This window comes from Streptomyces sp. NPDC013457, from assembly GCF_043089925.1.
GTDB lineage: Bacteria > Actinomycetota > Actinomycetes > Streptomycetales > Streptomycetaceae > Streptomyces.
In genome coordinates this window covers 18751-39960 of record NZ_JBICBL010000005.1, presented here as the reverse complement: position 1 = coordinate 39960, position 21210 = coordinate 18751, and the positions used below count along the sequence as shown (strand labels likewise).

The 21210-nt window shown below is 73.1% G+C and carries 20 protein-coding genes; 13 read left to right on the top strand and 7 right to left on the bottom strand.

The features are described from left to right. The first annotated feature begins 319 nt into the window (after window positions 1–319). The 4 genes from ACF1G2_RS14650 to ACF1G2_RS14635 all read left to right on the top strand — a co-directional run bounded on the left by ACF1G2_RS14650 (window position 320) and on the right by ACF1G2_RS14635 (window position 4130). Window positions 320–904, top strand: a complete 585-nt coding sequence (locus tag ACF1G2_RS14650) for a suppressor of fused domain protein (RefSeq protein WP_391798607.1) — start codon at window positions 320–322, stop codon at window positions 902–904. A 252-nt stretch (window positions 905–1156) separates the two neighbouring features. Beyond that, entirely contained in the window at window positions 1157–1795 is a 639-nt protein-coding gene (locus ACF1G2_RS14645) for a DUF6758 family protein (protein WP_383228897.1), read from the top strand. 167 nt (window positions 1796–1962) lie between these two features. Next, window positions 1963–2826: a PHP domain-containing protein gene (locus ACF1G2_RS14640; protein ID WP_391798606.1), complete on the top strand. Its 864-nt coding sequence runs from the start codon at window positions 1963–1965 to the stop codon at window positions 2824–2826. Window positions 2827–3524: 698 nt separating this feature from the next. Then, on the top strand, window positions 3525–4130 hold the full coding sequence (locus ACF1G2_RS14635) for a MarC family protein (RefSeq protein WP_361436347.1): 606 nt from the start codon (window positions 3525–3527) through the stop codon (window positions 4128–4130). 90 nt (window positions 4131–4220) lie between these two features. Here the strand turns inward: ACF1G2_RS14635 and ACF1G2_RS14630 are convergent, their stop codons facing one another. Beyond that, window positions 4221–4373: a hypothetical protein gene (locus tag ACF1G2_RS14630; RefSeq protein ID WP_391798605.1), complete on the bottom strand. Its 153-nt coding sequence runs from the start codon at window positions 4371–4373 to the stop codon at window positions 4221–4223. 183 nt (window positions 4374–4556) lie between these two features. Here ACF1G2_RS14630 and ACF1G2_RS14625 point away from each other — a divergent pair, with 183 nt between their 5' ends. Then, a complete protein-coding gene (locus tag ACF1G2_RS14625) occupies window positions 4557–5495 on the top strand; it encodes an NYN domain-containing protein (protein WP_391798604.1) in 939 nt (312 codons plus the stop codon). 46 nt (window positions 5496–5541) lie between these two features. Here ACF1G2_RS14625 and ACF1G2_RS14620 read toward each other — a convergent pair whose 3' ends face one another. Next, window positions 5542–6426 (bottom strand): alpha/beta fold hydrolase, encoded by an 885-nt coding sequence (locus ACF1G2_RS14620; protein ID WP_391798603.1) that lies wholly within the window; start codon window positions 6424–6426, stop codon window positions 5542–5544. Between the two features lie 94 nt (window positions 6427–6520). Further along, window positions 6521–8686 carry a DEAD/DEAH box helicase gene (locus ACF1G2_RS14615; RefSeq protein ID WP_391799027.1) on the bottom strand — a complete coding sequence of 722 codons (2166 nt, stop codon included), beginning with the start codon at window positions 8684–8686 and terminating at the stop codon, window positions 6521–6523. 488 nt (window positions 8687–9174) lie between these two features. Between ACF1G2_RS14615 and ACF1G2_RS14610 the strand changes: the two genes are divergently transcribed. Beyond that, entirely contained in the window at window positions 9175–9954 is a 780-nt protein-coding gene (locus ACF1G2_RS14610) for a ferritin-like fold-containing protein (RefSeq protein ID WP_391798602.1), read from the top strand. A gap of 115 nt (window positions 9955–10069) precedes the next feature. Here ACF1G2_RS14610 and ACF1G2_RS14605 read toward each other — a convergent pair whose 3' ends face one another. The 4 genes from ACF1G2_RS14605 to ACF1G2_RS14590 all read right to left on the bottom strand — a co-directional run bounded on the left by ACF1G2_RS14605 (window position 10070) and on the right by ACF1G2_RS14590 (window position 11960). Then, window positions 10070–10339: a hypothetical protein gene (locus ACF1G2_RS14605; RefSeq protein WP_391798601.1), complete on the bottom strand. Its 270-nt coding sequence runs from the start codon at window positions 10337–10339 to the stop codon at window positions 10070–10072. A gap of 205 nt (window positions 10340–10544) precedes the next feature. Then, window positions 10545–10772: a DUF3107 domain-containing protein gene (locus tag ACF1G2_RS14600; RefSeq protein WP_352193002.1), complete on the bottom strand. Its 228-nt coding sequence runs from the start codon at window positions 10770–10772 to the stop codon at window positions 10545–10547. Between the two features lie 165 nt (window positions 10773–10937). Continuing rightward, window positions 10938–11597: a TetR/AcrR family transcriptional regulator gene (locus tag ACF1G2_RS14595; RefSeq protein ID WP_391798600.1), complete on the bottom strand. Its 660-nt coding sequence runs from the start codon at window positions 11595–11597 to the stop codon at window positions 10938–10940. A 147-nt stretch (window positions 11598–11744) separates the two neighbouring features. Beyond that, window positions 11745–11960 carry a hypothetical protein gene (locus ACF1G2_RS14590; protein WP_391798599.1) on the bottom strand — a complete coding sequence of 72 codons (216 nt, stop codon included), beginning with the start codon at window positions 11958–11960 and terminating at the stop codon, window positions 11745–11747. Window positions 11961–12095: 135 nt separating this feature from the next. Between ACF1G2_RS14590 and ACF1G2_RS14585 the strand changes: the two genes are divergently transcribed. The 7 genes from ACF1G2_RS14585 to moeZ all read left to right on the top strand — a co-directional run bounded on the left by ACF1G2_RS14585 (window position 12096) and on the right by moeZ (window position 21179). After that, window positions 12096–13127 (top strand): alpha/beta fold hydrolase, encoded by a 1032-nt coding sequence (locus ACF1G2_RS14585; protein WP_391798598.1) that lies wholly within the window; start codon window positions 12096–12098, stop codon window positions 13125–13127. A gap of 8 nt (window positions 13128–13135) precedes the next feature. Next, window positions 13136–14614, top strand: coding sequence for a DUF3152 domain-containing protein (locus ACF1G2_RS14580; protein ID WP_391798597.1), 1479 nt, complete (start codon window positions 13136–13138; stop codon window positions 14612–14614). A gap of 253 nt (window positions 14615–14867) precedes the next feature. Further along, window positions 14868–16490, top strand: coding sequence for a GT4 family glycosyltransferase PelF (gene pelF / locus ACF1G2_RS14575; RefSeq protein WP_391798596.1), 1623 nt, complete (start codon window positions 14868–14870; stop codon window positions 16488–16490). Window positions 16491–16779: 289 nt separating this feature from the next. Continuing rightward, window positions 16780–18033, top strand: a complete 1254-nt coding sequence (locus ACF1G2_RS14570) for a hypothetical protein (protein ID WP_391798595.1) — start codon at window positions 16780–16782, stop codon at window positions 18031–18033. A gap of 183 nt (window positions 18034–18216) precedes the next feature. Beyond that, complete coding sequence (locus ACF1G2_RS14565; RefSeq protein ID WP_391798594.1) at window positions 18217–19176, top strand: NAD-dependent epimerase/dehydratase family protein; 960 nt, start codon at window positions 18217–18219, stop codon at window positions 19174–19176. Continuing rightward, complete coding sequence (locus ACF1G2_RS14560) at window positions 19164–19937, top strand: spherulation-specific family 4 protein (RefSeq protein WP_391798593.1); 774 nt, start codon at window positions 19164–19166, stop codon at window positions 19935–19937. Before ACF1G2_RS14565 ends, ACF1G2_RS14560 begins: the two co-directional genes overlap by 13 nt. Window positions 19938–20000: 63 nt before the next feature. Then, window positions 20001–21179: an adenylyltransferase/sulfurtransferase MoeZ gene (gene moeZ, locus ACF1G2_RS14555; RefSeq protein ID WP_352191274.1), complete on the top strand. Its 1179-nt coding sequence runs from the start codon at window positions 20001–20003 to the stop codon at window positions 21177–21179. Window positions 21180–21210: the final 31 nt, after the last annotated feature.

Sequence of the window (21210 nt, the reverse complement as noted above, 5' to 3'; positions counted from 1 at the left end):
GGATCGCGGTGACGGCGTTCGCTACAGACAGGCAAAGGCGAAGTGCTCTTCCGTCGTGCGAGATGCCGGGTGACGGTGGGCGGACCGGATGCGGAAGGCCTCAGATCACCGGGAGGAACGCACCGGGCTGTGGTGCGGGGGCGGAAGAGCGGTTGGTACTGCCCGATCGACTTCGATCCACGCAGCCCCACCTCCTCCGGCCGGTCCCCCTTGGGGGATGACGAGTTGGTCGGGAGTACCGACCAGCGGCCAAGACTATCAGCCGACAGAGGGTCAATCCCTTTCATTGCCCGTTTCCTACGCGCTTTATGCTCACCGCATGGGAGAAGTTCTTGCTCTGGTCGAGGCCCGGCTGCGTTCGGCGCTCGGTGAACCGGACGCGCGCGCCGCGGTGACGTTTCTCGGCACGGACCGGATCGAGGTGCTCCGCTTCATCGACGGCGACGTCGTGAGGTACGCGACCCTCGGGATGTCCGCGTACCCGATGACCGACCCGACGGCCGCGCTCGCCGATCCGGTGAAGGGCCCGCGCGCGGAGCTGGTGCTCTCGGTACGGGCCGGGCTCGCCGACACCGACAAGGTGCTGCGGCCGCTCGCCGTGCTCGCTTCGACCCCGCAGGTCGAGGGTGTCGTCGTGGCCGCCGGCGCCTCGCTCGACGTGGGTGAACCCCTCTGGCCCGGGGCGCCGTTCAGCTCGGTGCTCGTCGCGGAGCCGGGAGGTCTGGTGGAGGACCTGGACCTCGACGACCCGATGGATCCGGTCCGGTTCCTGCCGCTGCTGCCGATGACGTCCAACGAGGCGGCGTGGAAGCGGGTGCACGGGGCGGACGCGCTCCAGGAGCGCTGGCTGACGAACGGCACGGACCTGCGTGACCCGCTGCGGCGGTCGGTGACGCTGGACTGACCGGTGGGGCCCCCGTCGCAGGGGATGCCCGCACCGCCTGTCGCTGCCTGCTGCTGCCGGAGGTGCGGAGGTGCCGGAGGTGCTGGGGATGCCGGGGATGCCAGAGGCGCTGGGGATGACGGAGGTGCCGGGGATGCCAGAGGTGCCGGGCTGACGGGTGCGCTGTGGCGCGTATCACTCGGGGTGAACTGGTCGGTCCGGACGGGTGATCGTCCTTGACGCGGGCGCGGCGGGGTAGGACCGTTGGGCTCTATGAGGGGCGAACCCAGTTGCCCGAAGTGCGGTGGCCGGGTCAGGGCGCCCGGTCTTTTTGCCGATTCTTGGCAGTGCGACGTGCATGGTTCGGTGCACCCGCTGCAGCCCGTGATCCCGCCCAGCGTCGAGGCCCTCGGTGTCGTGGTGCACCGGGCTCAGGTGCCGGTCTGGATGCCGTGGCCATTGCCGGTCGGCTGGCTCTTCACCGGGGTCGCGTACGCCGGTGACGATCGCAGCGGGGGCCGTGCGACCGCCGTCGCCTGTTCGGGTCCCGGGCCGTTGGGCGGGATCGGCGAGCTGCTGCTCGTGGCGGAGGAGCTGGGCGTCGGACTCGGAGCGCGGTACGCGGGGATCGACGGGCCCGACCCCGGTGCGGGGATGGCCATCGACAAGCCGGCCCAGACCAAGGTGCTCGCGGCGGGTCGGCCGACGCCGCTGTGGCACGTGACCGGGACCCCGCAGGACCGTGCGGTCTTCGCGGGGGAGGCGCGCGGCCTGTGGCTGTGGGCGATCGTGTGGCCGGAGCAGTCGGGACTGCTGATGTACGACGAACTGGTGCTGACGGACCTGAGGGACGCGGGCGCCGAGGTGGAACTGCTGCCGTGCGGGGCGCTGACGCCGCGTCTGCTGACGTAAGGCGGGGGCGGGGCGTCGCGGCGCCGGGGTGCTCGCCCGGACATGGGGTGCGGGCGGGTGCGCGCGGGGGTGCGGGGCCGGGTGCGCGCACGGGTGGGCGTGCGCGGTGCGCCGGTTATGCTGGAGCGTCCCCTTCGTCCGCCCCTCGAGCCCTGGAGCATCGCGTCGTGCGCATCGACCTGCACACCCACTCCACGGCGTCGGACGGTACGGACACCCCGGCGGAGCTCGTCCGCAACGCGGCGGTCGCCGGGCTGGACGTCGTCGCCCTCACCGACCACGACACCACGCGCGGGTACGCGGACGCGATCGCGGCGCTGCCCGAGGGGCTGACGCTCGTCACCGGCATGGAGCTGTCCTGCCGCGTGGACGGGGTCGGACTGCACATGCTCGCTTACCTCTTCGACCCCGAGGAGCCGGAGCTGGCCGCCGAGCGCGAGCTGGTCCGGGACGACCGGGTGCCGCGTGCGCGGGCGATGGTCGGCAAGCTCCAGGAGCTCGGCGTACCGGTCACGTGGGAGCAGGTCGCCCGGATCGCGGGAGACGGCTCGGTGGGCCGTCCTCACGTGGCGGAGGCGCTGGTCGAACTCGGCGTCGTACGGGACGTGTCCGGGGCGTTCACGCCGGAGTGGCTGGCGGACGGCGGCCGGGCCTACGTGCGGAAGCACGAGCTCGACCCGTTCGACGCGGTCCGTCTGGTCAAGGCGGCCGGCGGAGTCACGGTCTTCGCGCACCCGGCGGCGGTCAAGCGCGGCGAGGTCGTCCCGGAGTCCGCGATCGCGCGGCTCGCCGAGGCGGGCCTCGACGGCATCGAGGTCGACCACATGGACCACGACGAGCCGACGCGGGCGCGGCTGCGGGGGCTGGCGAAGGAGCTCGGACTGCTGACCACCGGGTCCAGCGACTACCACGGCAGCCGGAAGACGTGCGGGCTCGGCGAGTACGTGACGGATCCCGAGATCTACGGCGAGATCACCCGCCGTGCCACGGGAGCGTTCCCGGTCCCCGGCGCCGGCGGAGGACACCGCTAGCGCACCGCGCCACCTGCCTCGTCAGGGGCCGGCCCGCGCCCGCCCGCCGTGTCCGACGCGGCGCCCCGGGCGACTCCAGCGCCCCGGCACCCCGTCAGAGCGCAGCCCCCGCAGGCCACCTGGCGCCGAAAGGGCCAGGCTCCCCAGAGCAGACCGCCCCTCGACAGGGCCCCGGCATCGCCGGGGTCGGTCCTCGGCCGGGTCCTGCCTCCGGCCGGAGTTCGCCTCCGCGCTGGTGTCCGTCTCCGCGCTGCTGTCCGGCTCCGGCGGGGGTCTGGCTCCGGCAGGGGTTCGGCTTCGGTTGGTGTCTGGCTCCGGCGGGGTTCGACCTTGGCCGGGGCCCGGTTCCGGCAGGGGTCTGGTTCCGGCAGACGCTTGCCTCCGGCTGGGGTTCGGCTCCGCGCTGGGGTCCGGCTCGGCGCTGGTGTCCGGCTCGACAGGGATCTGGCTCCGGCCGGTGTCCGGCCCGGGCCGGACACCGGTCTCCGGGCAGGCATGCGTCCTCGGCCGGGGCAGGCTCGCGCTGGCGTCCGGCCCAGGTAAGGGCCGGTCCCCGGCCGGGCACGGCCGCCGGGCGGGGCCCGGCTCCCGTTGGGGGCGGCTCGGGCCGGTGAGCGGTCCAGTCGTCGAGGGCCCCCGGTGCGCGCACCCCCACCACCCCATCACCCACTCGTACACCCCATCACGCAAGGCACACCGTGTTCGACGTCGCCGTATTCGGCTCGCTGTTTCTGACCCTCTTTGTGATCATGGATCCGCCCGGGATCACCCCGATCTTCCTCGGCCTCACCTCCGGCCGCCCCGCCAAGGTGCAGCGGCGCATGGCCTGGCAGGCCGTCGCCGTCGCCTTCGGGGTCATCACCGTCTTCGGGATCCTCGGGCAGCAGATCCTCGCCTACCTCCACGTCTCCGTACCGGCTCTGATGATCGCCGGCGGTCTGCTCCTCCTGCTCATCGCGCTCGACCTCCTCACCGGCAAGACCGACGAGCCCAAGCAGACCAAGGACGTCAACGTCGCCCTCGTGCCCCTCGGCATGCCGCTGCTCGCAGGGCCCGGTGCGATCGTGTCCGTGATCCTCGCCGTGCAGCACGCCGACGGCGTCGGCGCGCAGGTCTCCGTCTGGGCCGCGATCGTCGCCATGCACGTCGTCCTCTGGCTGACCATGCGCTACTCGCTGCTGATCATCCGCGTCATCAAGGACGGCGGCGTCGTGCTCGTGACCCGGCTCGCCGGCATGATGCTCTCCGCCATCGCCGTGCAGCAGATCATCAACGGCGTCACCCAGGTCATCCAGGGGGCGTGACCCGCGAGGCCCCGCACGCCACTGCGCCCCCGTACGGATTCCGTTTCCACGGAGTCCATGCGGGGGCGCGGTGCGTCTCAGCGGTGCCTGTTATGAGGCCGAGGTGTCGGCCGGGCGGATCCAGATGCGCTGGCCGATCGAGGCGGCCTGCTGCACGATCCGGTTGACGGAGGCGGCGTCCACGACGGTCCGGTCGACGGGCGTGCCGTCGATGTCGTCGAGTCGCAGGATTTCGAAGCGCATGGGCTTCTCCCTTCGTCTGGAGTTGATCCTCCTGTTGGAGAACTGTGTTGCGTGCTACATAGACATCCAACGGGATGCATCCTGCAAACATTCCCTACGCTAAGGAAATTTTTTGGATGGCTAACTACTAAGCGGTAGGGGACGTTGGCGGGAACCCCGCGACCGGCGCAGAATGAGGCCCGTATGAACGACGCCGAGCTTTCCCCCACGCCGTCCGGTGACCCCGTCCACGACCTGCGCGACCGCCTGGAGCTCACCAATGAGCTCCTCCGGCGGATGCTGGCCGAGGTGGCGAAGACCCCCTCGACCCATGCCATCTTCGTCGACGCCGGTTACGTCTACGCTTCGGCCGGGTTGCTTGTGGCGGGCACCGAGGACCGGCGCTCCTTCGACCTCGACGCCGAGGGGCTCATCGAGGCCTTCATCGACAAGGCCCGCACGATCTTCGCGGACAGCCGGCTGCTGCGGGTCTACTGGTACGACGGCGCCCGGCGCCGCATCCACACGCCCGAGCAGCAGACCATCGCCGAGCTTCCCGACGTCAAGGTCCGGCTCGGCAACCTCAACGCCAACAACCAGCAGAAGGGTGTCGACTCCCTCATCCGTTCCGACCTGGAGTCCCTCGCCCGGCACCGTGCCATCAGCGACGCCGCCCTCGTCGGCGGCGACGAGGACCTCGTGCCCGCCGTCGAGGCCGCGCAGGGCTACGGGGCCCGCGTCCACCTCTGGGGCATCGAGGCCGCCGAAGGGCGCAACCAGGCCGAGCCGCTGCTCTGGGAGGTCGACAGCCGCCGTACCTTCGACCTCGACTTCTGCCGCCCGTACGTCACGCGACGCCCCGTCACCACGTACGAGAACGAGGGCGAGCCCCCGCCCTCCCGCGAGGAGGTCCGTTTCGTCGGCGCCCAGATCGCCGCGGTCTGGCTCGCCGAACGGGGCGGCGACGCGATGGCCGAGCTGCTGCCGGGACACCCGTACCTGCCGGGACCGGTCGACCAGGACCTGCTCATCGAGGCGGAGAAGCTCCTCAGCCGCTCCCTCCGTGGCCACGCGGCGCTGCGCAGGGCGCTGCGCGACGGCTTCTGGCAGCACCTGCAGACGCAGCTCCAGCCGCGGTCCTAGGCGACCCGTTCCAGCCGTGGTCCTGGCCGGCGGCTCCAGCCCCGCCCTAGCCGACCGCTCCGGCCGCGGTCGCGTCCACGTGCGACCAGAAGGCCGCCAGACGCGCCGCCAGCTCCTCCGGGTGGGAGACGTTGGGGGAGTGGCCCGCGCCCGCGACCACCGTGTGGTGCGCGCCCACGCTCGTCGCCGCCGCGGCAAGGCCCGGCACCGGCCAGACCATCTCCTCCGCGCCGTACGCGATGTGCACCGGCAGCGCCAGCGCGGCGAGGCGTGCCGTACCGTCCGGGTCGCGCAGCAACAGCCGCCCCGCGCCCGCAAGTTGGGCGATCCGGGTGCCCATCCAGCGGCGCCGCAGGAACCGTACGATCTCCGGCGGGTCGGTGGCCCCCGGCTCCTCGCCCCGGCTGTCCAGCCAGCGCGTCGCCAGCCAGACCCGCTCCTTGGGCAGCACGGCGAGCGCACCGCGCAGCGCCCGGACCCTGATCCGCTGCGGGCGGGCGACCCGGCCGGGCCCCGAGGAGAGCAGCGTCAGCGAGCGGAACGCGGCTGGCGCGAGCTCCGCCGCGGCGCGGGCCACCAGTCCGCCGAAGGAGTGGCCGAGCAGATGCACCGGACCGTCACCGAGCGCGGCGGCCTGCGCCACCACGTCGAGGGCGAGGGCGCGGCGGCTGTAGGCGTGGCGTCCGCGCGGCCCGGGGGTCTCGTGCTGGCCGCGCCCGTCGACGGCGACGGCACGGAAACCGTCCTCGCCTAGCGGGCCGAGCAGGGCGAGGAAGTCCTCCTTGCTGCCGGTGTAGCCGGGCAGCAGCAGCACTGTGCCGCGGGTCTCGCCCGCGGGCACGGTGTCCAGTACGGCGAAGTCGCCGCGCGTGGTCCGAAGCCGGTAGGCACGGGTGCGCGGCGGCAGCGCCAGGGACCGGGGCTTGCTCATAAGGGGACTGTAACCGCTGTTCAGCGGGGGCAGGACAGCGCAGTGGCCCGGCCCCTGGGGAGGGACCGGGCCACTACGGGGGTGCGTCGGCGCGTCAGCTCTCGGGCTGCGCGGCGGCGGCCTTCTTCGTCGTACGACGACGCGGGGTCTTGGGGGCCTCGGCGGTCTCGCCGACCGCGGCCTCCGCCGGAGCGGCGGCGGCCTTCTTCGTCGTACGGCGGCGGGGCGCCGTCTTCGGCTCGGACGCGTCCGGGGCCTCGGCGGCGACGGCCTTCTTCGTCGTCCGGCGGCGCGGGGCCTTGGGGGCCTCCTCGGCGACGGGCTCGACGGCCGGGGCCTCGACGACCGCGACGGCCTCGGCCGCGACGGCCTTCTTGGCCGTACGGCGACGGGGCGCCTTCTTCGGCTCCTCGGCAACCTCGGCGGCGGGGGCCGCCTCGACGACCTCCACGACCTCGGCCGCGACGGCCTTCTTCGCCGCGCGACGGCGGGGCGCCTTCTTCGGCTCCTCGACCGTCTCGGTCACCGGCTCGACGACCTCGGCGGCCGGCTTCGCCGCAGCGAGGGCGGCGGCCGCGGTCTCCACGGTCTGGAAGGTGACCGTCTCGGCCTCGGGCACGATGCGCGCACGACGGCGGCGCGGGGCCGCCTTCGGGGCCTCGTCCACCGGCTTGGCCTGCGCGACCACGGCGACCGGGGTCTTGGCGACCCGAGCCTTGGCGACGGGGGCGGACGCCTCCGCGACCGGGGCCGGTACGACCGGGGAGGCGGCCTCGACGGCCGGCGCGGCGGCGTTGGAGACGGCGGTGTTCGACACGGCGGTGTTCGACACGGCCGTGGCGCGGGTCCGGCGACGGCGGCGCGGGGTGCGCGGCGTGGCCGTCGCGTCCTCCGCCGACGGGTCGGCGACGGCGGCCGGAGCCGCGGCCGTGGTCGGAGCCGTGGTCGTCTCCACCGCCTCGCCGGCCGTGGAGCCGCCACGCGTACGGCGACGCTGGCGCGGGGTGCGCGTACGCTCCGGACGCTCCTCGGCCACCGGTGCGGCGGCCTTCTTGCGACCGCGCCCGCCGGGCTCGCCCAGGTCCTCCAGCTCCTCCGCGCCCAGACCCGCACGGGTCCGCTCGGCGCGGGGCAGGACGCCCTTGGTGCCCGCCGGGATGTCCAGCTCCTCGTACAGGTGCGGGGAGCTGGAGTACGTCTCCACCGGCTCGTGGAAGTCCAGTCCGAGCGCCTTGTTGATGAGCTGCCAGCGCGGGATGTCGTCCCAGTCGACCAGGGTGACGGCCGTGCCCTTGGCGCCGGCGCGGCCGGTGCGGCCCACGCGGTGGAGGAACGTCTTCTCGTCCTCGGGCGACTGGTAGTTGATGACGTGCGTGACGCCCTCGACGTCGATGCCGCGAGCGGCGACGTCGGTGCAGACGAGCACGTCGACCTTGCCGTTGCGGAACGCGCGCAGGGCCTGCTCGCGCGCGCCCTGGCCGAGGTCGCCGTGGACCGCGCCGGAGGCGAAGCCGCGACGCTGCAGCTGCTCGGCGATGTCGGCGGCCGTGCGCTTCGTACGGCAGAAGATCATCGCAAGCCCGCGGCCGTTGGCCTGCAGGATGCGGGAGACCATCTCCGGCTTGTCCATGGAGTGCGCGCGGAAGACGTGCTGCTTGATGTTGGCGACGGTGACGCCCTCGCCGTCGGGCGACGTGGCGCGGATGTGCGTCGGCTGCGTCATGTAGCGACGGGCCAGACCGATGACGGCGCCTGGCATGGTCGCCGAGAACAGCATGGTCTGACGCTTCGCCGGAAGCATGTTCATGATCTTCTCGACGTCGGGCAGGAACCCCAGGTCGAGCATCTCGTCGGCCTCGTCCAGGACGAGGGCCTTCACGTGCGACAGGTCCAGCTTGCGCTGGCCGGCCAGGTCGAGCAGGCGGCCCGGGGTGCCGACGATGACGTCGACGCCCTTCTTGAGCGCCTCGACCTGGGGCTCGTACGCCCGGCCGCCGTAGATGGCGAGCACGCGGACGTTACGGACCTTGCCGGCGGTCAGCAGGTCGTTGGTGACCTGGGTGCACAGCTCGCGCGTGGGGACGACGACCAGGGCCTGCGGAGCGTCGGTCAGCTGCTCGGGCCGGGCCCGGCCGGCCTCGACGTCCGCGGGGACGGTGACGCGCTCCAGGAGGGGCAGACCGAAACCGAGGGTCTTGCCGGTGCCGGTCTTGGCCTGGCCGATGACGTCGGTGCCGGAGAGGGCGACCGGGAGGGTCATCTCCTGGATGGGGAAGGGGGACACGATGCCGACGGCTTCGAGCGCCTCGGCCGTCTCGGGAAGGATCCCGAGCTCTCGGAAAGTCGTAGTCAGGGTGCTGCCTCTTCTGTGAGACGCGGCGCGAGGCGAACGCTGGGGGTCGTACCGTGCCGATTCGCTTCCGGCCGGATCGATGTAAGGATCACAGCCGGGTGGCGCGGGACCACTGCCGTCGCTCGAGCGTCGTGCCGCTTGAGGGACCCTCCTGCGGGTGCGCTGGGAGGGCTGTCGGGTCGGAGCCAGTCGGGCCACCGACCGGGCATCCTCATTCATGAGTCGGCCCACCGAGTACGTCCGAACGTGCGAAAACTTGTCCGCATACTCAGCAGGCGCTTTACCACTGTACCCCGGATTCGCGCATGTGTGTTGGGACAATTGATGATGAGGGCGCCGTCACAGTGACTGACCGGCGCCCTGGGCGCGTCGGGGAGCGGGCTATTGTGCGCTTCATGGAGACGCCTGACAACGCCACGCCCGCCGAAGAGAACGCGGAAGCGACCACCGGAGAGACCACCGAGGAGCTCACCGGAATCGCCGCCCAGGACTGGGCCACCGCGTCCGCCGAGCCGCATTACCGCGCCGCGGTCGTCGACCTGCTCGGCGCGCTGGCCTACGGCGAGCTCGCGGCCTTCGAACGGCTCGCCGAGGACGCGAAGCTCGCGCCGACCCTCGCGGACAAGGCGGAGCTGGCGAAGATGGCCTCCGCCGAGTTCCACCACTTCGAGCAGCTGCGCAACCGGCTGGCCGCCGTCGACGCCGAGCCGACGGCCGCGATGGAGCCGTTCGCCAAGGCCCTCGACGACTTCCACCGCCAGACCGCGCCCTCGGACTGGCTGGAGGGCCTCGTCAAGGCCTACGTCGGCGACTCGATCGCGAGCGACTTCTACCGGGAGGTCGCGGCGCGGCTCGACTCCGACACGCGCCGGCTCGTGCTGTCGGTCCTCGACGACACCGGCCACGGCAACTTCGCCGTCGAGAAGGTCCGCGCCGCGATCGACGCCGACCCGCGCGTCGGCGGCCGGCTCGCGCTCTGGGCGCGCCGGCTGATGGGCGAGGCGCTCTCGCAGGCCCAGCGGGTCGTCGCCGAGCGCGACGCCCTGTCCACGATGCTCGTCGGCGGGGTCGACAGCATGGCCGCCGGTTTCGACCTGGCGGAGGTCGGCCGGATGTTCTCCCGGATCACCGAGGCGCACACCAAGCGGATGGCCGCGCTGGGCCTGGCGGCGTAACACCCGCGACACGCACCGCGCGACACAGACGTCGGCGGCCCCGCGGATCGAGCCGCGGGGCCGCCGACGTCTGTTCGTGGGGGCCTGTTCGTGGTGTGCCGGGGGTGGGCGCTGTTCACGCCGCCGCTGATCGGCGCAGACGGCGCGCGGCCGGGCGGATCAGCAGGGAGAGCAGGACCGTCGCGATCGCCACGGCCCCGAGGAGCGTCGCCAGGGCGTGGCCGGGGCCGAGCGCGCCATGGGTCACCAGCGCGCCGAAGACGGCGCCGAGCGTGCCCGTGGTGAGAACGACTCCACGTGCGGGGAGGCGGTCGGGCAGCCGGTGCACGGCGGCCCAGGCCAGGGCGAGTCCGAGCAGGGCGGAGCCGAGGGCTTCCAGGAACACGGGATCACCTCGCGTGCGGTGCGGGGCGGGACATTCGGTCGTAGGCCGTCCTACCCGAACCGACTCCGACGCAATCCTCCTCGCCCGCCTCACCTGCACCTTCTGCCCGAGTCCGCGCACCGGACCGGACCCCGAGCCCACCCGGACGGACGAAGGGCCCGGCGGATCGAATCCGCCGGGCCCTTCCCCTGTTTCGCCGTACGTCTCAGAGCGCGCCGAAGCCCACCCGGCGCACCGCCGGCTCGCCGATCTCCACGTACGCGATCTTGTCGGCCGGGATCAGGACCTTGCGGCCCTTCTCGTCCGTGAGGCTGAGCAGCTGCGCCTTGCCGGCCAGCGCGTCGGCCACCGCGCTCTCGACCTCCTCGGCGGACTGCCCGCTCTCCAGAACGATCTCCCGGGGTGCGTGCTGCACGCCGATCTTGACCTCCACGGCTATGTCCCTCCGAACGGTCAGCGTTGCGCGTCTACCGCGCCGTACGCTGCACACATTAGCCCGGTGAGGCGATCCGCACGGCGCACCGGCGGAACGCCAGGAGCGAACATCCGGGATCGAACACCCCGGAGCCCGGCGGCCGGAAGCGCGCCGAACCGGGGCTCAGCGGCCGTCGGCGAGCGGCTGGCCGTCCGTCGGGTGCAGCGGGAAGCCCGCGATACCGCGCCACGCCAGCGAGGTCAGCAGCGCCACCGCCTTGTCGCGCGGGATGGTCGACTCGCTGGAGAGCCAGTAGCGCGCCACGACCTGCGACACACCGCCGAGACCCACGGCGAGCAGCATGGACTCGTCCTTGGACAGGTCCGTGTCCTCGGCGATCACGTCCGAGATCGCCTCGGCGCACTGCAGGCTGACCCGGTCCACGCGCTCACGCACGGCGGGCTCGTTGGTCAGGTCCGACTCGAAGACGAGCCGGAACGCGCCACCCTCGTCCTCGACGTACGCGAAGTACGCGTCCATCGTCGCCTCGACCCGGAGCTTGTTGTCCGTCGTCGACGCCAGGGCCGTGCGCACGGCCTGGAGCAGCGCCTCGCAGTGCTGGTCGAGCAGGGCCAGATAGAGCTCGAGCTTGCCCGGGAAGTGCTGGTAGAGCACGGGCTTGCTGACGCCCGCGCGCTCCGCGATGTCGTCCATCGCGGCGGAGTGGTACCCCTGGGCGACGAACACCTCCTGGGCCGCCCCGAGCAGCTGGTTCCTTCGGGCTCGGCGCGGCAGGCGCGTGCCCCGAGGGCGTGCTGCCTCTGTCTGCTCGATGGCTGTCACGCCGCCTCCCAAAAATCGATCCATGCGCTGTGTGGCGCCGCGCCCGCCATCGTACTTTTGGGTAACCCGGCTGTGCGCGGTGCGGACGCAGAATTTCACGGACCGGACGCCGAGGGCGATAGGCGATCCAACATTAAACCGAACGAATCAGCGGTAGTCGTCCTCGTCGAGAGCGACGACACGCGCCTGTTCGGACGAGTCCGCCTCGTTCGCGGAGTCCCGTTCGACATGGGTGTGCGGCTCGTCCTCGCGCTGCTGCACCTCGGCGCGCTGCTCCGCCGCGTCGGCCTCAGGGATCTCCTCGTCGAGCACGTCGTCCTCTTCCTCGGCGAATGTGTCCGGCTCGTTCGGATCGACAGTCATGCGGATTCCTTCCAGCATGCGGGTCCTCTCCGATGGCCCTACCTATGAGCGTAGGAGCACACTCCGCGCGGCGCACCCGAACCTGTGACGCCACACACACGCGCCCCCGCGTGATCGTCTCGTAATATTGCGGCCATGTCGTCGACCGAGCTGCCGGAGACCCGGACCGCCGCCGCACCGTCCTCGTCGCGGACCCGCGCCGTACGGGTCGCCGACGGCGAGCAGCTGCGCTCCGTCTCGCTGCCCGGGCTCACGCTCACCGTCCGGGCCCGCCCCGGCGACCGGCCGGGACTCGCGCCCGCGCTCTACGTCCACGGCCTCGGCGGCTCGTCCCAGAACTGGTCGGCCCTGATGCCGCTGCTCGCCGACCTCGTCGACGGTGAGGCCGTCGACCTGCCGGGCTTCGGCGACTCCCCGCCGCCCGACGACGGCAACTACTCCGTCACCGGACACGCCCGTGCCGTCATCCGGTTCCTCGACGCCTCCGGCCGCGGCCCGGTCCACCTGATCGGCAACTCGCTCGGCGGAGCCGTCTCCACCCGGGTCGCTGCCGTCCGCCCCGACCTGGTCCGCACGCTCACCCTCGTCTCCCCGGCCCTGCCCGAGCTGCGCGCCCAGCGCACCGCGTGGCCGACCGTGATCCTGGCCATGCCCGGCGTCGCGCCCCTCTTCGCGAGGCTGACCAGGGACTGGACGCCGGAGCAGCGGGTCCGCGGGATGCTCGCCCTCTGTTACGGAGACCCCGCCAGGGTCTCCGACGAAGGCCTCCGGCACGCCGTGGAGGAGATGGAGCGACGCCTGGAGCTCCCGTACTTCTGGGACGTCATGGCCCGCTCCTCGCGCGGCATCGTCGACGCGTACACACTGGGCGGTCAACACGGACTGTGGCGGCAGGCGGAACGGGTGCTCGCCCCGACGCTGCTCGTCTACGGTGGCCGTGACCAGCTCGTCTCCTACCGGATGGCGCGCAGGGCGGCCGCCGCGTTCCGCGGCTCGCGCCTCCTGACGCTCCCGGACGCCGGACATGTGGCCATGATGGAGTACCCCGAGACGGTCGCCCAGGCCGTACGGGAACTGATCGAATTGAACGAACAGAGCGAAGGCCGCGTAGAGAACGCAGAGAAGCGCGGCAGCAGTGGCGACAGCGGCGACAGTGGCGGGAGCTGATCCGGGGCGTGGGACGACATAGTCGCAAGGGCCCCGCGCCCGCACCCCCCGCTGATCCGGGGCGGCGGGAGGCCGCGGGGCAGGGGACGGGGCGCCGAAGGCGCGCGCAGGGCGTCGAGGACACGGGACCGCAGGAGCGGTACGAGGAGCCGCGGGGCACGAACCCGCCGGATCCGAACGGCCAGGGCGGCTACGGGCGGAACCCGCGTCCGTACGGGCCGGGGTCCGGCCCCCACGGGCAGGCGCCGAGCACCTACGGAAACGGACCGAGCACCTACGGGAACGGCCCGAGCACCTACGAGAACGGCCCGAGCACCTACGGGCAGCGACCCGGCGCGTACGGGGCGCCGCAGCCCGGCGCGCGCGGACAGGGCGGCGGCCGTCCCGTCTGGGACACGCCGATGCACGGCACCCCGGTCCACACCGCCCCCGCCGACGCGGCCGTACGAGGCGGGCACCCCGAACACACCGAGACGATGCCCAGGCCGCCCGGCGGCTACGGCGACCGGCCGGGCACCCGCGGGAACGCCTCGGACGGGACCGGCCCCGCCGCCGCTGCCACCGCGCGTACCCCCTTCATCCCCGCCCCTCGCAGGGAGCGGGAGCCCGAGGACCTGCCCGACGACCTGCCGGAGGAGCAGCCCGAGGAGGCGCCGGCCAAGTCGGGCGGCAAGGGCCGGGCGTTCACCGGCATCGCGGCCGCCGCCGTCACCACCGTCCTCGCCGTCGTCGTGGCCGGTCAGGTCGCGGACCGGGACGCCGGTACCGCCGTCGCCCGCTCGGCGGAGGGGCCCACGGACCGGGCGGTCGACCAGGGCGGTGCCTCGCGCTCCGACGAGCGTCCCGCACCCCCGAGGACGGCGCCCGTGGCGCCCGCCAAGCCGGCCACGTACGAGCAGCTGATGGCGCGCCAGTTCCCCATCGACCCCAAGCTGAAGGGCTCCGGCGAGTTCGAGGCCGTGGGCGGCTTCGAGAGGGCGCCGGGCAAGGGGCGCAAGATCCGGTACCGCGTCGACGTGGAGAAGGGGCTCGGGCTCGACCCGAAGCTGTTCGCCGAGGCCGTGCAGAAGACCCTCAACGACGAGCGGAGCTGGGCCGGCAAGGGCGCCATGACCTTCGAGCGGATCTCCAGCGGCGACCCCGAGTTCGTGATCACTCTCGCCAGCCCCGGCACCACCGGCGTCTGGTGCGCGAAGTCGGACCTGGACACCACCGTCGACAACGTCTCCTGCGACTCGGCCTCCACCTCCCGCGTCATGATCAACGCGTTCCGCTGGGCGCAGGGCTCGGAGACCTTCGGAGCGCAGGCGATGCTCCCCTATCGCCAGATGCTCATCAACCACGAGGTGGGGCACCGGCTCGGCAACAACCATGTCAGCTGCCGCACCCCCGGCGCCCTCGCCCCCGTGATGCAGCAGCAGACCAAGTCCCTGGACATCGACGGCATCAAGTGCCGTCCCAACCCCTGGGTCCACCCCGGGAACTGACGTCCACCGGTCCGCCCCGCGGCCGGTGTTCCCGGGCGGCGCCATGGCAGGCCGGGGCCTGACTCTGCGTACGCGAATCGCCTCGTAGCGCGACGGAACGCGACCAGGGTGCGAAAGTTACGTGCATTCACCCCTTCCGGTGGCGCGACGGACAACCGTCCGTCGCGCCACCGGCACATCCGCTTACGTTCATCCCGCTGAGAGTCGCCGTCACCACGGCGGCCGGGAGTGAAGCGAGATCGGGGGTGTACTCATGCGGATCGGACTGCTGACGGAGGGTGGCTACCCGTACGCCACGGGTGAGTCCAGGCTCTGGTGCGACCGGCTCGTGCGCGGGCTCGCGTCGCACGAGTTCGACGTGTACGCCCTCAGCCGCAGCGCCCGGCAGGAGGAGACCGGCCGGGTCGACCTGCCCCCGCAGGTCCGGCGGGTCCGCACCGCCTCGCTCTGGGCCCCCGAGGACGACGGCCACACCTACGGGCGGCGCGAACGGCGCCGCTTCGCCGAGCACTTCGGCGCGCTCGTGACCGGCATCTGCGCCGAGGACGACACGACCGCCGCCGACCGCTTCGCCGACGGACTCCACGGGCTGGCCGAACTCGCCGGCGAGCGGGGCGGCCTCTACGCGGCCCTCCGCTCCGAACTCGCCGTCCGCACCCTGGAGTCCGCTTGCCACGCGCCCGGCGCGCGCCGGAGCGTTGCCGACGCCACCGTGCCCGACTACCTCGACACCGTCGACCAGTTGGAGCGCGCCCTGCGGCCGCTCTCGCTCGACTGGTACGGCGACGACGGCCTCGGCGCGGTCGACCTCTGCCACGCCGCATCCGGCGGATCGGCGGCGCTGCCCGGCCTGTTGGCCAAACGCTTCTTCGGCACACCTCTGCTGGTCACCGAGTACGGCGTCCAGCTGCGCGCGCACTACCTCGCGACCGGCGAGGCGCCCCGTCCGTCGCCCGTCCGCGCGCTGCTCGCCGGCTTCCACGGCCGGCTCGCCGGCGAGGTCTACCGGCAGGCCTCGCTCCTCACCCCCGGCAACACCCACGCCCGGCGCTGGCAGGAGCGGTGCGGCGCCGACCGCGCCAAGCTGCGCACGGTCTACCCGGGGATGGAGTCCGACCGGTTCACCGAGGTCGGCGAGGACGAGGAGAGCGGCGACCCGGCGACCCTCGTCTGGGTCGGCCGGGTGGAACCAGCCAAGGACCTGATCGCCCTGCTGCACGCCTTCGCGGAGGTGCGCAAGGCGCAGCCGGACGTACGGCTGCGGATCATCGCCGCGCCGGTGCGCGAGCCGGGCGCGGACGCGTACATCGCGCACTGCAAGGCGCTCGCGGCCCAGCTCTTCCCCGACGAGGCGCCGGGGGCGCACGCCGTCGGCGAGAACCCGGTCTCGTTCGAGGAGATCGGCGGGCCGGAGGCGCCCACGCTCGCCGAGGCGTACACGGCGGGGGCGGTCGTCGTCCTCTCCAGCGTCGTGGAGGGGTTCCCGATCAGCCTGGTCGAGTCGATGTTCTGCGCGCGGGCGACGGTCTCGACGGACGTCGGCGCGGTCGTCGAGGTCATCGGCGGCACGGGACTCGTCGTGCCCCCGCGCAATCCGCGGGCGCTCGCGGACGCGTGCCTGGCGCTGCTGCGCGACCCCGAGCGCCGGTACCGGCTGGGGGCGGCGGCGCGGGCGCGCGCGCTCGAACTCTTCACGATCGAGCAGAACCTGGCCGCGTTCCGCGGCATCTACCTCGAACTCCTCTCCCACTCGCCGGTGCGCCGACGTGCCGCGGAGGGCGTCCCCTTCGCGCACCCGCCGGAGGCGTACGTCCCCGGCGCCTGGGCGGACCAGCCCGTGAGCGCGACCAGCGGACCGGGAGACGACGATGCCTGAAGGAGGCACCCCCATGCGCGGCCCCGCCGCCCCCACGACCCCCGGCTCCTGGGACTCCCACTCCGAGGCGCTCCTCGGGACGAAGGCCCTGACGGTGGCCGTGACGGTCTCCGTGACGACGGAAGCCCCTGAGAGGCCGGGCCCGCTGGGCCACGGCACCGAGGCGCACCCGTCGGACGCGGCAACGGCGGACGCGGGCACGGGTACAGGCAGTAATACGAGGGCGAGTACGAGTACGAATACGGGGACGGGTGCGGCGGAGAGCGCCGCGCCAGGGGACCCGCGCCAGGTGACCCCCGCGCCCCGGGACCCCGAGTGGCGGCTTCCGGCGGCGCCCGCGTCCGAGGCCGCGCTCCCGGCGGTCGGCTCGGTCGCCGCGGACCCGGGCGAGGGGACGGGGCTCGATCTGCGGGCGGGCGGGGCGCAGCTCCCGGGCCCCAGGGCCGAGGAGCCGGCCACCGTTCCCCCCGCCCCGGAGGTCACGGCCCCCGGCCTCTCGGCCAAGCCCGCCCGGCGGGGGCCGGCCGACCCCGTCAGGGCGCTCATGCACCGGCACCGGGAGCTGTGCGAGCGGGCCGTCGACCCGCTGGAGATCGCCGCCGGGCTCGAAGCGCACGGCGTCACCGACCGGACCGCCGCGCGGTTCAGGCACCGGGACGTCTTCTCGCTCGCCGAAGAGCTGTACGCGCGCGTGCCGCGTGGAAACGGGGCGCCCGCGCGCCCCGCGCAGGAGGGTGCGGCGCACACCGGGTGGGCCGGGTGGACCCTGGCCGCCCTGGCACCCGGCGCCGTCGCCGCCCTCACCGTCACCGGACTCGCGCTCACAGAAGGGCCCGTGCGCCTCGCCGTCGGCGCGGCCGGGGCCCTCGGCCTGGCCGCCGCGCTCGCCGTCGCCGTACGGCGCGGCCCCCTGCGCGCCGCCGGCCGCACCGTCCCCGCCGCCCGCGTCTGGACCCTCTGGCTCCTCGCGTACGCGCTCGGCGGGGACGGTCTCCTCCAGGCGACCCTCGCGGGCGGACCCGACGGTGCCTGGCCCGTCACCCCCGGCCCGCTCCTCGGCCTCGCCCTCGCCGTGGCCCCCGCCGCCTGGTGCGCCCGGCTCTTCGCCACCAGGGCCCGCCGCAGGCTCGCCGCCAGCCGCGGGCTCGAGGACTTCGCCGCCGGCACCCGCCCCGTGCTCCTCGCCGCCGTCGCCCTCCATCTCGCCGTGCTCGCGGGCCTGCTGACCCTGACCGGCTTCGCCCCCGGCGCCCTCGCCCTGGGCACCCTGCTCCTGCTCGCCCGGCTCCTCGCCGTCCACGGCTTCCCCGAGACCGCGGCGAGCTGCCTGGCCGCCGCCTGCGCCGCCGAGGCGCTCGCCCTCGCGAGCGTCCTCGCCGGCCGGGTCCCCGGCTGCGACCTCCTGGCCGCCCCCGTCCGCTCCCTCGTCGACACCTGGGGCCCCGGAGCCGTACCCGCCCTCGTCTGCGGCGGCGCGGCACTCGGACTCCTCGCCCACGCCACCGCCACCCTTTCCCGGGCCTCGGCCCACGCCACCCCCTAGGGGGCCGCCACGCCGGCGCGGCCCCCCAGCCGCCGCCCGAGCGGCACCCACCCCTGAACCCAGGCGCACCCGCGGAGCCGACGCCGCGGGCGCACCCACCACGCAGGACCCATCCCAAGGAGACGAAAGAGACATGACCTCCCCACTTCCAGCAACGGCCGGTCGGCACGAAGGGGCCGCACGATGAGGGTGTTGCTGCTCGGAGCCAACGGATTCCTCGGACGATTCGTCGCCGACCGGCTGCTCGCCGACCCGGCCGTCCATCTCACCGCCCTCGGCCGGGGCGACGACGCCGACGTACGGTTCGACCTCGCCGGGGGCAGCCCCGGCGCCCTGACGCGCTTCCTGGACGCCGTCCACCCCGGAGTCGTCGTCAACTGCGCCGGTGCCACCCGCGGCGGAGCCCGCGACCTGACCCGGCACAACACCGTCGCCGTCGCCACCGTCTGCGAGGCCCTGCGCCGCAGCGGCTGCGGCGCCCGGCTCGTCCAGGTCGGCTGTGCCTCGGAGTACGGCCCCTCCCAGCCCGGCTCCTCCACGGCCGAGGACGCCGTGCCCCGCCCCGGCGGCCCGTACGGCGTCTCCAAGCTCGCCGCGACCGAGCTGGTCCTCGGGTCCGGACTCGACGCCGTCGTCCTCCGGGTCTTCTCCCCGGTCGGCCCCGGCACCCCCGCCGGGTCCCCGCTCGGCCGCCTCGCCGAGGCCATGCGCCGCGCCATGCAGGCCGGCGACGGCGAGCTCAAGCTCAGCGGCCTCGGCGTGCAGCGCGACTTCGTCGACGTACGCGACGTCGCCCGCGCCGTCCACGCGGCCTCGCTCTCCGCCGCCCAGGGCGTCGTCAACATCGGCACCGGGCGCGCCGTCAGGCTCCGCGACGCCGCCGCCGTTCTCGCCAGGGTCGCCGGCTACGCGGGAACCCTGCACGAACTCGACGGCCCGCCCCAGCGCCCCGTCATCGGCGCGCCCCGCACGGAGAGCATCGCCGAGCAACTGGCCGCCGCGCCCTACCCGTACCCCGACGGCTGCGGCAGCTGGCAGCAGGCCGACGTGCGCACCGCCCGCGACCGGCTCGGCTGGCGGCCCCGGATCAACCTCGAGGAATCGCTCGCCGACATCTGGATGGAGGCGGCATGTCGCATCTGACCACGCCCACGACGACCGCCGGGGCCGTCGAGGAGCAGGAGATGGGCGTCGGCGTCCCCGGCTACGCCCATCCGCTGCTCGCGCCCGTCGAATGGGCCGAACTGACCCGCCCCGGCACCCCTCTGCACTGGGCCGTGCTCAACGTCTCCGAGGGGCCGGGGGACCGGCCCGACCCGCACTGCCTGGAGGCGGCGGGCCGGCTCACCAACGCGGGCGTCAAGGTCCTCGGGCACCTGGACCTCCGCCACGGTTCGCGCGACTTCGGTGAGATCGTCTCGGAGGCCCACCGCTTCCTCGACTGGTACAAGGTCGACGGGTTCTATCTGGACCGTGCCCCCACCGACCGTGCCGACCTGCCCGAGGTCAGGCGGGTCACGGCGACCCTGGAGGCGGTGCTCGACGGCGAGGCGCACCTCGTCCTGAGCCAGGGCACCCATCCGTACCCGGGCTATGCCGAGGCCGCCGACCAGTTGGTCACCTTCTCCGGCGCGTGGACCGACTACCGCTGGTCGCAGGTGGCCGAGTGGACGGCCGAGTACCCGCCGGAGAAGTTCGTCCACCTCGTCCACGGGGTGCCGCGCAGCCATCTCGACGAGGCGATGCGGATCGCCCGCTGGCAGGGCGCGGGCACGATCTTCTTCACCGACCACACGGGTCATCCCGGTCACAACGACCGCTTCGGACAGACCGGTGCTTTCCAGACTCTGCCCGGCTACTGGGACGAAATCGTCTCGCGCATTGGACCGGGTGTCTCGGAATGAGGAGGGCCGTGGCAGTGTTACGGGGAGAACAACCGTACTGACATACCGACCAACGGAGTCCCCGTGTCGCTGCCACCCCTGGTCGAGCCGGCTGCCGAGCTCACCGTAGACGAGGTCCGCAGGTACTCCCGCCACCTGATCATCCCGGATGTCGGGATGGACGGGCAGAAGCGGCTGAAGAACGCCAAGGTGCTCTGTGTGGGCGCCGGTGGCCTCGGTTCGCCGGCCCTCATGTACCTGGCCGCGGCCGGTGTCGGAACGCTCGGCATCGTGGAGTTCGACGAGGTCGACGAGTCGAACCTGCAGCGCCAGATCATCCACAGCCAGGCGGACATCGGCCGCTCCAAGGCGGAGTCGGCCAAGGACTCGGTCCTCGGCATCAACCCGTACGTGAACGTGATCCTGCACGAAGAGCGGCTCGAGGCCGACAACGTGATGGACATCTTCAGCCAGTACGACCTCATCGTCGACGGCACGGACAACTTCGCCACGCGCTACCTCGTCAACGACGCGTGCGTGCTCCTGAACAAGCCGTACGTCTGGGGCTCGATCTACCGCTTCGACGGCCAGGCCTCCGTCTTCTGGTCCGAGTACGGCCCCTGCTACCGCTGCCTCTACCCGGAGCCCCCGCCGCCGGGCATGGTCCCCTCCTGCGCCGAGGGCGGCGTCCTGGGCGTGCTCTGCGCGTCCATCGGCTCCATCCAGGTCACCGAGGCGATCAAGGTCCTGGCCGGCGTGGGCGACCCGCTGGTCGGCCGGCTGATGATCTACGACGCCCTGGAGATGCAGTACCGCCAGGTGAAGGTCCGCAAGGACCCGAACTGCGCGGTCTGCGGCGACAACCCGACCGTCACCGAGCTCATCGACTACGAGGCCTTCTGCGGCGTCGTGTCCGAGGAGGCCCAGGAGGCGGCGCTCGGCTCGACGATCACTCCCAAGCAGCTCAAGGAGTGGATCGACGAGGGCGAGAACATCGACATCATCGACGTCCGCGAGGTCAACGAGTACGAGATCGTCTCGATCCCGGGCGCGCGGCTGATCCCGAAGAACGAGTTCCTGATGGGCACTGCCCTCCAGGACCTGCCGCAGGACAAGCGGATCGTCCTGCACTGCAAGACGGGTGTCCGCAGTGCGGAAGTCCTCGCCGTGCTCAAGTCCGCGGGCTTCGCGGACGCGGTCCACGTCGGCGGCGGCGTGATCGGCTGGGTGCACCAGATCGAGCCCGAGAAGCCGGTCTACTAGGCAGGCGGGACTTTCGCCACACGCCCTGGAC